At 62.2% G+C, this 12,376-nt stretch carries 12 protein-coding genes; 5 read left to right on the forward strand and 7 right to left on the reverse strand.

The window, feature by feature from the left end:
- Positions 1–248: 248 nt before the first annotated feature.
- The 3 genes from LDZ28_RS19895 to LDZ28_RS19905 are packed head-to-tail and all read left to right on the forward strand — an operon-like array spanning position 249 to position 4,338.
- The gene (locus LDZ28_RS19895) at positions 249–2,351 is read left to right on the forward strand and encodes a sigma-54-dependent Fis family transcriptional regulator (protein WP_244828810.1); all 2,103 of its coding nucleotides are present in this window, start codon (positions 249–251) and stop codon (positions 2,349–2,351) included.
- Positions 2,348–2,959, forward strand: coding sequence for a flavoprotein (locus tag LDZ28_RS19900; RefSeq protein ID WP_244828811.1), 612 nt, complete (start codon positions 2,348–2,350; stop codon positions 2,957–2,959). The genes LDZ28_RS19895 and LDZ28_RS19900 overlap by 4 nt, the downstream gene beginning before the upstream one ends.
- Positions 2,938–4,338 carry a DUF6513 domain-containing protein gene (locus tag LDZ28_RS19905; protein WP_244828812.1) on the forward strand — a complete coding sequence of 467 codons (1,401 nt, stop codon included), beginning with the start codon at positions 2,938–2,940 and terminating at the stop codon, positions 4,336–4,338. The genes LDZ28_RS19900 and LDZ28_RS19905 overlap by 22 nt, the downstream gene beginning before the upstream one ends.
- 1 nt (position 4,339) lies before the next feature.
- Here LDZ28_RS19905 and LDZ28_RS19910 read toward each other — a convergent pair whose 3' ends face one another.
- Complete coding sequence (locus tag LDZ28_RS19910; protein ID WP_244828813.1) at positions 4,340–4,891, reverse strand: thioredoxin family protein; 552 nt, start codon at positions 4,889–4,891, stop codon at positions 4,340–4,342.
- Positions 4,892–5,058: 167 nt separating this feature from the next.
- On the opposite strand from LDZ28_RS19910, the gene LDZ28_RS19915 reads away from it, so the two are divergent.
- Both LDZ28_RS19915 and LDZ28_RS19920 read left to right on the forward strand, forming a co-directional pair.
- Complete coding sequence (locus tag LDZ28_RS19915; protein ID WP_244828814.1) at positions 5,059–5,352, forward strand: type II toxin-antitoxin system Phd/YefM family antitoxin; 294 nt, start codon at positions 5,059–5,061, stop codon at positions 5,350–5,352.
- On the forward strand, positions 5,352–5,729 hold the full coding sequence (locus LDZ28_RS19920; RefSeq protein WP_244828815.1) for a type II toxin-antitoxin system VapC family toxin: 378 nt from the start codon (positions 5,352–5,354) through the stop codon (positions 5,727–5,729). The genes LDZ28_RS19915 and LDZ28_RS19920 overlap by 1 nt, the downstream gene beginning before the upstream one ends.
- Before the next feature lie 37 nt (positions 5,730–5,766).
- Here LDZ28_RS19920 and fba read toward each other — a convergent pair whose 3' ends face one another.
- The 6 genes from fba to LDZ28_RS19950 form a co-directional block, all read right to left on the reverse strand.
- Positions 5,767–6,804, reverse strand: coding sequence for a class II fructose-bisphosphate aldolase (fba, locus tag LDZ28_RS19925; RefSeq protein WP_244828816.1), 1,038 nt, complete (start codon positions 6,802–6,804; stop codon positions 5,767–5,769).
- A gap of 29 nt (positions 6,805–6,833) precedes the next feature.
- Entirely contained in the window at positions 6,834–8,885 is a 2,052-nt protein-coding gene (gene tkt / locus LDZ28_RS19930; protein ID WP_244828817.1) for a transketolase, read from the reverse strand.
- A 35-nt stretch (positions 8,886–8,920) separates the two neighbouring features.
- Complete coding sequence (locus LDZ28_RS19935) at positions 8,921–9,793, reverse strand: phosphoribulokinase (protein WP_244828818.1); 873 nt, start codon at positions 9,791–9,793, stop codon at positions 8,921–8,923.
- Positions 9,794–9,892: 99 nt separating this feature from the next.
- Positions 9,893–10,987: a class 1 fructose-bisphosphatase gene (locus LDZ28_RS19940; protein ID WP_244828819.1), complete on the reverse strand. Its 1,095-nt coding sequence runs from the start codon at positions 10,985–10,987 to the stop codon at positions 9,893–9,895.
- A 12-nt stretch (positions 10,988–10,999) separates the two neighbouring features.
- On the reverse strand, positions 11,000–11,935 hold the full coding sequence (gene cbbX / locus LDZ28_RS19945; RefSeq protein ID WP_244828820.1) for a CbbX protein: 936 nt from the start codon (positions 11,933–11,935) through the stop codon (positions 11,000–11,002).
- 17 nt (positions 11,936–11,952) lie between these two features.
- Positions 11,953–12,369: a ribulose bisphosphate carboxylase small subunit gene (locus LDZ28_RS19950; protein ID WP_244828821.1), complete on the reverse strand. Its 417-nt coding sequence runs from the start codon at positions 12,367–12,369 to the stop codon at positions 11,953–11,955.
- Positions 12,370–12,376 lie beyond the last annotated feature (7 nt).

The following is a 12,376-nucleotide window of genomic DNA, read 5'->3' on the forward strand; positions in this document are numbered from 1 at the left end:
CGACTACTTATTGAACCAATGCGTCAGAGCATGTAAAGTTTTTGAGAACCGTGCTGGCCGACTGAGGGTGATCGGGCACTACGGCCACGAGGCGCGCGCATGCGGTGATCGGCAAATACAAGTACCAATAGAGTAGCGAGACCCGCAGCGCCAGCGGAAAACACAACAGATTCGACTTTCGACGGCTGTGCCGTACGCGTAAACACGTACGAGCGCAGCCGGAACGGACGTCACGGAGACACGGCCCCATGTCGTTGCTAGCAGACGTAGATACGCATGTCAGGGAAGTGCTGAATATCGTGAACAATCCGCTGGCGTCACGCCGCACCAGCGCTTCGGTCGCGCAGTCGTGGACGCGCTGCCTGACGGAGTTCAGGCTCGACCCCGGCCATTTCGTCATGCCGCCCGTGCTCACGCAGCGTGAACTCACCGAGCGCCGCGAGGCCGCGAGCGACCTCATCGCGTGCTCGAAGCTGGAGATGACGACGCTTTATCAGCAACTGGCCGATCCCGAACTCGCTGTCGTACTCGTCGATGCGGACGGCGTGATCGTTCATCAGGTGTCCTCGGTGCCGTTCGGCGAGGCCGTCGCCGCCGATGGCCTGCGCGTGGGCGCCGTGTGGAGCGAGCGCGAAGCGGGCACCAACGGCATGGGTACGTGCCTGATCGAACGCGACTGCATTGCCGTGTGCCAGCACGAGCATTTCTATCCGCGCTATACGTCGCTCACGTGTTCGGCCGCGCCGATCTTCGACGATCGCGGCACGGTGGTCGGCGTGCTCGATGTCACGAGCCGCTCGAAGCTCTTGCAACAGCATTCGCTGGTGCTCGTCGGCATGTCGCGGCAGATGATCGAAAATCGTTTGATCGATGCGCGCTACCGTCACGCGAACATGATCCATTTTCATAGCCGGCCGGAATTCGTCGGCACGCTGCACGCGGGCAAGCTCGCTGTCAGCGACGACGGCGTGGTGCTCGCCGCGAGCCGCAGCGCGCTCTTTCAGCTCGACCTGCGTTCGCCCGCGGAGTTGTACGGCAAGCGCATCGAGGAAGCGTTCAACGCATCGCTCGAAGACATGATCGCGCGCAGCATTCGCGGCTCGTTTCATCCGGTGACCGTGTATAGCGCGAAGGCCAACACGCGCTTTTTCCTGACCGCGCAGACGCCGCGCGAAGGCATGCGCGACACGAGCCGCATTCTCCTGAACGATCCCGTCACGCGCGATTCTTCCGCGCCGGGATCGCGCGTAAGAGCGCCAAAACGCGATGCCCAGGACGTCCGCGACGTTCGTGATGGCGCGAGCACCGGCGCGGGCCGCCTCGACAAACTCTCGCATCTGGAATTCGGCGATCCGCGCATGGCTTCGCAGATTCAGCTTGCGGCGCGCGTGATCCAGCGCAAGATTCCGATCATCTTGCGCGGCCAGACCGGCACCGGCAAGGAAGTGTTCGCCAATGCGCTGCACAGCATCAGCCCGAACGGGTCGGGTGCGTTCGTCGCGGTGAACTGTGCATCGTTGCCGGAGAATCTCATCGAGAGCGAGTTGTTCGGGTATCGCGCGGGCGCTTTCACCGGCGCGCAGCGCGAAGGCCGGCGCGGCAAGATCGTGCAGGCCAATGGCGGCACGCTGTTTCTGGATGAAATCGGCGACATGCCGCTCGCTCTGCAAGCGCGTCTCTTACGCGTACTGGAAGAGCACGAGGTGACGCCGCTCGGTGCTGAAACCACCGTGAAGGTGGACTTTCAGCTCATCAGCGCGAGCCATAGAAACCTGATCGAACTCGTGCAGACCGGCCTCTTTCGCGAGGACTTGTACTATCGGCTGAACGGGATCGAGATCAATCTGCCGCCGTTGCGCGAACGGGCCGATGCGCTCGCGCTCATCTGCCATATCCTCGAAACGGAAACGTCCGAGCCGCCTTCATTGAGCGTCGAAGCGCGGCAGGCGCTGCTGTCTTATGCGTGGCCCGGCAACATCCGGCAGTTGCGGCATGTGCTGCAAATGGCGATTGCGTTGTGCGACGGTCCCGAGATTCGCTGCGCGCATCTGCCGCCGGAAATCGTCAACGGCGTGTCGGCGCAGACCGCGACGCAAAGCGCGCCGCGCACGCCGAATGTTGCCGCTACGTTCGCGCATCTCACCGAAGATGCCGATACGTCCACGCTTAACGCCATTCAGTTGCGTGAGCGCGAGACCGTCCTGCAATTGCTCGACGAACATCGCTGGAACGTGAGCAACGTGGCGAAGGTGCTCGGCATCAGCCGCAACACGTTGTACCGGAAGATGCATCGTCTGCATATCAGGTTGTCGCACGACTCGCCCAACGCAGCGGATCAAGCCGACGCATGACGGAACGGTCCAGCGAACCCACGCCCGCGCGCCGGCTCGACGAATTCAAAGCCGACGCGCGCTTTGCGTGGTGCGTCACGGGCTCCGGTCATATGCTCGAGGAATCCATCGAGCTTGCGCTGCGCTTGCCGGGCGTCGACATGTTCTTGTCGTCCGCGGGCGAGGAAGTGCTGCCGCTCTACGGCTGGACCCTCGCGAAACTGCGCGAACGCTTTCGCGTGTTTCGCGATAACAGCGCGAGCAGCGTGCCCGTCGGCATGCTATATCAGGGCGACTATCACACCGTCGTGATCGCGCCCGCAACGAGCAACACCGTCGCCAAGTGCGCGTTCGGCATCTCCGATACGCTCCCGACCAATCTCTTCGCGCAGGCCGGTAAGCAGTGTGTACCGGGCATCGTGTATGCATGCGATACGGAACCGAGCGTCATCACGCATGCGCCGCGTCAATGGGTCGAACTGCGGCCGCGCGCCATCGAATTCGACAACGTCGAACGGCTCTCGCGCTTCGAACTCACGACGGTCGCGCGCACGCTCGACGACTTGCGCCACGCTCTCGATCAACGGTTATCCGAACTGAAGCTCGCATGGAACACATCGTCTTCCTGACCGGGCGGCTCGCCGAGCGCAGTCTTCATCAGGTGCTGGAAGGCATCGCACCGACTTCGAATCAGGACTCGCCATTTTCGTGGGAAGTGCGCGAAATCGGCTTGCAGGTCGCGGGGCTGATGACGGCCGACATGATCCGCCGGCGCGTGGTGCCACCGCTCACCGAAGGCACGCACCGCGTGATCGTGCCCGGCCGATGCCGTGGCGACCTCGACATGCTCTCCGCGCATTTCGGCGTGAAGGTCGAGCGCGGTCCCGAGGAAGTCAAGGACTTGCCGCAGTTCTTTGGCCGCGAGGCGCGAAAGGTGGATCTCTCGCGTTACGAGACGGAAATTTTCGCGGAGATCGTCGATGCGCCGCGTCTCGATCTCGATGGCATCGCGGCACGCGCGCTTGACTATCAGGCTCAGGGCGCAAATGTAATCGATATCGGTTGCCTGCCCGCGACGCCGTTTCCGCATCTGGAAGATGCGGTGACGATGCTCAAGGAACGCGGTTTTCGCGTAAGTGTCGATTCCATGCTCACCGATGAACTCGTGCGCGGCGGACACGCGGGCGCCGATTACGTGATGAGTCTAAATGTGGATACGTTGTGGGTCGCCGACGAAGTGGCATCGACGCCGATACTCGTGCCGCGCGAACCGCTCGACGTGGCATCGCTCGATGCGGCCATCGACATCATGCAGCAACGCGGCCGTCCGTTTCTCGCCGATCCGATTCTCGATCCGATCCCGTTCGGGCTCGCGGCATCCATTGCGCGCTATGTAGGCCTGCGAGAACGCTACGCCGATGTGCCGATCATGATGGGCGTCGGCAACGTGACCGAGTTGACCGAGGCGGACACGAGCGGCATCAACGCCGTGCTGTTCGGCATGGCGGCGGAGTTGCGCGTCGCGGCCGTGCTGACCACTTCCGTGAGTCTGCATGCCCGCCGCGCCGTGCGTGAAGCCGATGTCGCGCGGCGCGTGATGCATGCGGCGCGTGAGACACAGACCTTGCCGAAGGGCATATCGAGCGACTTGTCGGCGTTGCATTCGAAGCGGCCGTTTCCTTATAACGCCGAGGAGATCGGGGCGCTCGCGGCGGCGGTGCGCGACCCCAACTTTCGCGTGCAGGTTTCCGCCGATGGCATTCACGTCTACAACCGCGACGGGCATCGCCTTGCAATCGATCCGTTCGCGCTTTATCCCGATCTCAAGCTCGAAGCCGATGGCGGACACGCGTTCTACATGGGCGTGCAACTCGCGCGGGCCGAGATCGCGTGGCAACTCGGCAAGCGCTTCGATCAGGATCAGCCGCTCGATTGGGGATGCGAGGTAGATCGGCCCGAAGAGGACTTGAGCGCGTGGCATACGCCCGGGCCCACCAGAAAACGCTGAGTCACGACGCTTTCCATTTGATCGAGCAGCCGAGCGCGGGGAGTTGCAGAGCCTGTGTGGTGCCATGGACCGCGATGTCGCGCATGGCTTCGTAGAGATCGCGGCGCGCATCGGGCAACGGTTCCTTGCGCGATGCATCGATTCTGCCGCGATAGCGCAGCTTCAGCTCATGGTCGAAACCGAAGCATTCCGGCGTGCAGACGGCGCCGTATGCATGCGCGACTTGCTGCGTTTCATCGAAGAGATACGGGAACGGCAGGCGTTGATCTTCGGCGAGGCGCACCATGGCGTCGAAATCGTCGTCGGTGTAGACGCTTGCATCGTTCGAGTTGATGCCGACGACGTTCACGCCTGTTTCACGTAGCTGGATGGCGTCGCGGATGAGGCCTGGCAACGCAGCTTTCACATACGGGCAGTGATTGCACATGAACACGATGACGAGGCCGCGCTCGCCCTTGAGACTGTCGAGCGTGCGGGTCGTGCCGTCGGTAGCGATGAGCGCGAAAGTCGCGGCATCCGCGCCCGGTTCGCCCGGCGGAGATTCGGTCGGCATGAGGTTGCTCCCAATTGGCTGTTCGGCATATCGACGAGGCGTTTCAAACCGTCTAGCATGTTGAAACGCTAACTTAGTTATCCGGAGCACAACATGATGCACACCGTCAGCATTGAATATGCTAAAGCTAACTTTTCGCAACTTATTGACTAGTCATCGGAGCATTCATGCAAGTCTATAGCGTTGCGGAAGCGCAAATTAACCTGCCTAAAATCCTGCAGGCCGTGGCAGACGGCGAAGGCGTTGTCATCGAAGGCACGCACTCCGCCCTTCTGTTGCCGGTCAAATCCATCAAACGTACTTCGGAACCGCGCCCGCTTTCGAGCATCATTGTCGGAACACCCGAAGAGGGAGAGCCCCAGCCGTACGATGCTCTTTTCGCTCCGCTTCCCGACGACGTCCTCGCCGAGTTTTCCAAACCGCTTCCTGATCACATTCTCGACACGTCAGAGGGCGGCTAATGCGCGTATTGCTCGATACCCATATCTACATCTGGACCGTTCTCAACGACCGGCGACTTCCAGAAAAATTCCGCAGGATGATCGCCGATGCAACGGAAGTCTTTGTGAGCACCGCAAGCATCTGGGAAATGTCGATCAAGGCGGCGCTAGGGAAACTAGGGCCGCGCGAGGAAGCCACCATCGACGCACTTGAGGAGCAACGCATCATCCCGCTTCCTGTTTTGCTTGCTCACGCTCGTGCGGTGAGAGACATGCCACATTTGCATGGCGATCCGTTCGACCGCGTAATCGTCGCGCAAGCTCGCTGCGAACTACTCGAACTGCTTACAGTGGACGCGGAGCTTGCCGCATACTCGGCGAACGCGTTTGAAATCTGAGCGAGATGTTGCTGGTCCGCGTGCGGACCAGCAACGCTCAGTGATACCGCCTCGCCATAGCCTCCAACGCCATCGGCTTGATCCTCGCCGCTTGCCCCGCGCACCCGAACGCCTCGAACCGTTCGATACATAAGTCCCTCGCCGCCGCCGTCGCCGCCTTCAAAGCGTGACGCGGATCGAACTCCGAGCGCGCCGATGCCATCGCGCGACGCATCGCGCCCGTCATCGCAAGGCGAATGTCCGTGTCGATATTGACCTTGCGCACGCCATTCGCAATCCCGCGCCGTATCTCCTCGACCGGCACGCCGAACGTCGAACCAATCTCGCCGCCGTGCTCGCGTATCACCGTCAGCCACTCCTGCGGCACCGAAGACGAGCCATGCATCACGAGATGCGTATCCGGAATGCGCGCGTGTATCTCGGCGATGCGGTCTATCGCGAGAATATCGCCCGTCGGCTGACGGCTGAACTTGTAAGCGCCGTGCGACGTGCCAATGGCAATCGCCAGCGCATCGATGCCCGTCGCTTCGACGAAGGCGCGCGCTTCATCGGGATCGGTGAGCAAGCGGTCGTGACTGAGCGCGCCCTTTGCGCCCACGCCGTCCTCTTCGCCCGCAAGGCCGGTTTCGAGCGAACCCAGGCAGCCCAGTTCTCCTTCCACCGATACGCCGACCGAATGCGCCGCATCCACCACGCGGCGGCTGACTTCGACGTTGTAGTCGTAGTCCGCAGGCGTCTTCTGGTCCGGCATGAGCGAGCCGTCCATCATCACGGACGTGAAGCCGGAACGGATCGCCTGCTGACACACCGAAGGGCTCGCGCCGTGATCCTGGTGCAGCACCACCGGAAGCTCCGGATGCGCCTCGATGGCCGCCAGCACCAGATGCCGCAGATACGTCTCGCCCGCATACTTGCGCGCGCCCGCCGACGCCTGCAGGATCACCGGGCTTTGCGTCGCCTCGGCGGCCTGCATGATCGCGTGCACCTGCTCCATGTTGTTGACGTTGAACGCAGGCACGCCGTAATCGTGCTCGGCCGCGTGGTCGAGCAATTGTCTCAATGCGATAAAAGCCATCGTCATGTCTCCGTTGGCGGGAAAAGGAATCAGGCAGCGACGCGCTTCGCTTCGTCGACTAGCGCTTCCGTCGTTACACCGAAATGCGCGAACAGTTCGCGCGCAGGTGCGGACTCGCCGAACCGGTCGATGCCGATCACGCCGCCCTGCAAACCGACGTACTGCCGCCAGAATCCGGTCACGCCCGCTTCTATTGCCACGCGCGGCACGCCCTCGGGCAGCACGCGCTCGCGCCACACCTGACACTGCCGGTCGAACACGGTGGTGGACGGCATCGACACCACACGCGCCAAGATGCCTTGCGCCTTCAGCGGCTCGACCGCCGCGAGCGCCAGCGACACCTCCGAACCGGTCGCCATCAACACGACGCGGCGCGCATCGCGTTCGCTCGTCGGTGGCCAGTCAACGAGCACATAACCGCCGCGCTCTATGCCATCGATCTGCGCTTCATCGCGCGGCACGAAAGGCAGGTTCTGCCGCGACAGCAAGAGACACGAAGGCCGGTCGCGCTCGACCGCGCTGATCCACGCCTGCGCCGTCTCGACCGTATCGCACGGGCGCCAGACATCGAGACCGGGAATCATGCGCAACGTGGCGGCGTGCTCGATAGGCTGATGCGTCGGGCCGTCCTCGCCAAGGCCGATCGAATCGTGCGTAAAGACGAACACCGCGCGCGTCTTCATCAACGCGGCCATGCGCAAGGCGTTACGCGAGTAGTCGGAGAACGTGAGGAACGTGCCACCGAACGGCAGATAGCCTTTATGCAGCGCCACGCCGTTCAGCACCGCGCTCATGCCGAATTCACGCACCCCGAAATGGATATAGTTGCCCGCAATGCCATCTTCACCGTTCGATACGACGTCTTTCGCGTCCTTCCATCGCGTGAGATTGGAACCCGTCAGATCCGCCGATCCGCCGAGCAGTTCAGGCAGCGCGCGCGCGAGTCCTTCGATGGCCATCTGCGATGCCTTGCGCGTCGCGACCGTCTGACCGGCGCGGTCGGCATCGCGCACGAGTGCATGCGCCGAATCGCGCCAATTCGCGGGCAACGCGCCGCGCGCACGGCGTTCGAACTCCGCCGCTTCATCCGGATACACGCGGCGATAAGCCTGCAGACGCGCGTTCCAATTCTCTTGCGCCGCCGCGCCCGCTTCGCGCGCATTCCAGCGTTCGCGTATCGAAGCGGGAATTTCGAATGGCGCATGCGGCCAGTCGAGCGCGCGCCGCGTCGCTTCGGCTTCTTGCGTGCCGAGCGGCGCGCCGTGGACATCGTGCGTGCCGGACATCGCCGGGGAGCCCTTGCCGATCACCGTCTTGCAACAGATGAGCGTCGGCTTCGTCGATACGCGCGCCTGCTGCAGCGCATGCGAGACCGCATCGGCGTCGTGGCCATCGACTGCGCGCAGCACGTTCCATCCGTAAGCGGCGAAGCGTTGCGGGGTGTCGTCGGTGAACCAGCCCTGCACATGACCGTCGATGGAGATGCCGTTGTCGTCGTACAGCACGACGAGCTTGTTCAGACCCAATGTGCCCGCAAGCGATGCCGCTTCGTGCGAAATGCCTTCCATGAGACAGCCATCGCCCGCGAAAACATACGTGCGATGATCGACGATCTCATGCCCCGGCCGATTGAACTCGCGCGCAAGCAAAGCCTCGGCGAGCGCCATGCCGACCGCATTCGCGAGTCCTTGCCCGAGTGGTCCCGTCGTGGTTTCGACACCGGGCGTCACGCCCACTTCCGGATGTCCCGGCGTCTTGCTGCCCATCTGCCGGAAGCGTTTCAGTTCTTCTATCGGCAAGTCGTAGCCGGTGAGATGCAGGAGCGCATAAAGCAGCATGGAACCATGACCGTTCGATAAAACGAAGCGGTCGCGATCCGGCCAGTCGGGGTCCGCGGGATTGTGCTTCAGATGACGGCCCCACAGCGCGACGGCAATCTCCGCCATGCCCATCGGCATGCCGGGATGTCCCGAGTTCGCTTGCTGGACCGCATCGACCGCGAGCATGCGCAGCGCGTTGGCCATCTGTCGAATGTCGGGTGTGTGACGCGCTTTGGGCAAAGCTTCAGCGACGGCGCTCATGAGAGGCCTCCTTCGATGCAATGGTGGGAAATCTTTTAAGCGCGCGCGCGTCGGTCGCGCAGCTGCAAAATCATCGGCGTGAAGATGAGCTGCATGGCGAGTCCCATCTTGCCTCCCGGCACGACGATCACGTTGGGCCGCGACATGAAAGAGTCGTGCAGCATGGTCAGCAGATAAGGGAAGTCGATGCCCTTGGGCCGCGCGAAGCGAATCACGACGAAGCTTTCGTCGGCCTGCGGAATCTCGCGTGCCGTGAACGGATTCGATGTATCCACGGTCGGCACGCGCTGGAAGTTCACGTGCGTATGCGAAAACTGCGGACAAATGTAGTTCACGTAATCGGGCATGCGGCGCAGGATCGTGTCGACCACGGCTTCGTGCGAATAGCCACGCAGGTTCTGATCGCGATGCAGCTTCTGAATCCATTCGAGATTGATGATGGGCACCACGCCCACCAGAAGATCGGCGTGACGCGCGACATCCACCTTGTCGGTCACCACGCCGCCATGCAGCCCTTCGTAGAACATCAGATCGGTATCCGCCGTGACGTCTTCCCAGGGCGTGAAGGTGCCCGCGTCCTGCTTGAAACGCGCGGCTTCGGCGTCGTCGTGGATGTAGCGGCGAAACTTGCCGCCGCCCGTTTCACCATAGGTCGCGAACAACTGCTGCAGTTCTTCGAGCAGGTTGGCTTCGGGTCCGAAATGACTGAAGTTCTGCAGACCGTCGCGCTCGCTTTGCTTCAAGGCTTCGCGCATGCCGAGGCGATCGTAACGATGAAACGCATCGCCCTCGACGATCTGCGCGTTGATGCGCTCGCGTCTGAAGATATGCGTGAAGCTCTTCATGACGGTGGTCGTGCCGGCGCCGCTCGAACCGGTCACGGCGACGATCGGATGTTTGGTTGACATGCGCTTGCCTCCCTGTTGACCGAAGCGCACATCGAAGCGCCTGCTCCGGTCTTATGTATAGCCGAGCCATCCATGTGTTCTGTGCGCTTGCAACCGTTTTTAAGCGGGCGTCTCCGGCAGGAACAGCGAGCGCTCGTTGAAAAGTGGTGACGAAAACGGCTTGTCTTCGCCCCGGTCGTGCTCGCCGTGGTAGCGATGAATGCGCGCGACTTCATTGCGCGATCCCAGAATGACCGGCACGCGTTGATGCAGCGCGCGCGGCGTGAGATCGAGAATGCGCTCGCGACCCGTGGTCGATAGTCCACCCGCCTGTTCGATCAGAAAACTCATCGGGTTCGCTTCATAGAGCAGACGCAACCGGCCTTCCATTGCAGGCGTCTTGAAGTCGCGCGGATACATGAACACGCCGCCGCGCATGAGAATGCGATGCACCTCCGCGACCATCGACGCAATCCAGCGCATGTTGAAGTCCTGGCCGCGACAGCCCGTTCTGCCGTCCTTGCATTCCTGCACGTAACGGCGCACCGGCGGCTCCCAGAAGCGTTCGTTCGATGCGTTGATCGCGAACTCGCATGAATCCTCGGGAATGCGGATCTCGGAATGCGTGAGCACGAAGTTGCCGACGTCGCGCTCGAGCGTGAAACCGTGCGTGCCATTGCCGACCGAGATCACGAGCATGGTCGCCGGACCGTAGATCGCGTAGCCTGCCGCAACTTGCTCCCGGCCGGGTTGCAGGAACGCGGCTTCATCGGTGATGACGTTGTCGGCGCTGTTCTTTCTCAACACGGAGAAGATGGAACCGACCACGCCATTGATATCGATGTTCGACGAGCCATCGAGCGGATCGAAGGCCAGCAGATATTCGCCGCGCGGATACGTTTCGGGAATTGCATAGACACCGTCCATTTCCTCCGACACCATACCCGCGAGCAGACCGTCCCATTCGCAATGCTGCAGGAAGATGTCGTTGGTCACGAGGTCGAGCTTCTTCTGCTCTTCGCCATGCAGGTTGATGCTCGACGCCGATCCGTGCTGCCCGCCGAGCGCCCCGCGCGTGAGCGCTGCCGCGATCGTCTTGATGGATGCAGCGACGTCGATCAGCAAGGCCGAGAGCCCGCTTGCGGCATCGGGGCCAGGCTTGCGGTCGAGCGTGTCGATCAGAAACTTCGATAAGGTCGTGCGTCCGTCCTGCATCGCGCTCTCCTTCTAGGGTTGGGATTCGGCAAACACGCGGCTCGCGCGGATATCGCTCGCGTCGAGCTGCATCAATGCGTGAGCGTCGGCGGGACCGCTGCCGCGTTCGGCCGCGGCAAACAAGCGATTCGCCTGACGCAGACGCGCGCGGTCGAGCGCATTGCGTACCGAACGCGCGTTGGCGAAATTCGGCAGCGCGATCCGGCGCGAAAGATAGTCTTCGAAGGCGCGGCGCGCGTCGCCGTCGAAGCGGTAATGCATCGACGAAAGCATGTGCTCGGCAATCTGCAACAGCTCGTCGGGCGCATAGTCGGGAAACGCAATGTGATGCGCAATGCGCGAACGAAAGCCGGGATTGCTTTGAAAGAACGTCTCCATGCGGCCTTCGTAACCCGCGAGAATCACGACGAGATCGTCACGCTGGTTCTCCATGGTCTGCAGCAAAATCTCGATCGCTTCCTGCCCGTAATCGCGCTCGTTCTCCGGGCGATAAAGGTAATACGCTTCATCGATGAACAGCACGCCACCCATCGCGCGCTTGAGCACTTCGCGCGTCTTCGGCGCGGTATGTCCTATGTATTGACCGACCAGATCGTCGCGCGTCACCGAAACCAGGTGATTGCGGCGGATATAACCGAGTCTGTGCAAGACCTGCGCCATGCGCATGGCAACGGTCGTCTTCCCCGTGCCGGGGTTACCCGAGAAGCACATATGCAGCGTGGGCGCACCGGACGCGATGCCTAACGTTTCGCGCGCACGCTCCACCAGCAGATGCGCCGCGATCTCGCGGATGCGCGTCTTCACGGGCGCGAGGCCAATGAGGTCGCGATCCAGCTCCGCCAGCACTTCGCCGATGCGCGATTCGCGATACAGCGCCATGAGGTCGGCGCCGGGCTGCGGCTGCGCTTCGAGGTTCAACCGTTCTTCGAGCGTGGCTTCTGCGCTCATGGTGACTGCCTCCTCGATCAATAGCGATCGCCCGCGGGTCTGTCGGTGGCATACGTGCGGATCGAATAGCGCTGCACGCGGCCATGCACGTCCTGACGTTCGAGCCGGAAGCCCTTCTCGTCGGATGGCCGGTTGACGATGAACGAAAGCCGCATGGTCTCGAAGCCGCGCACCGAATCGAACGCATTGACCTTGATGTACTGCTGCGGATACGTCTTCCTGCAGGCGTTGACTTCCATCATCACGCCTGCTGCATCGTGCAGGTCGAACATGGGCAAGCCCCACATCTCCCAGTACGTATTGCGCGGATGCGGGTCGTCGGTGTACTCCACCGAACAAGCCCAGCCCTGATCGAGCGCGTAGTTGATCTGCGAGGAGATTTCTTCATCGGTCAGCGGAGGAAGAAACGAGAACGTTCCCTGAGTCAGTTTCATGGTCTGA

This window comes from Caballeronia sp. TF1N1, assembly GCF_022878925.1.
Lineage (GTDB): Bacteria > Pseudomonadota > Gammaproteobacteria > Burkholderiales > Burkholderiaceae > Caballeronia.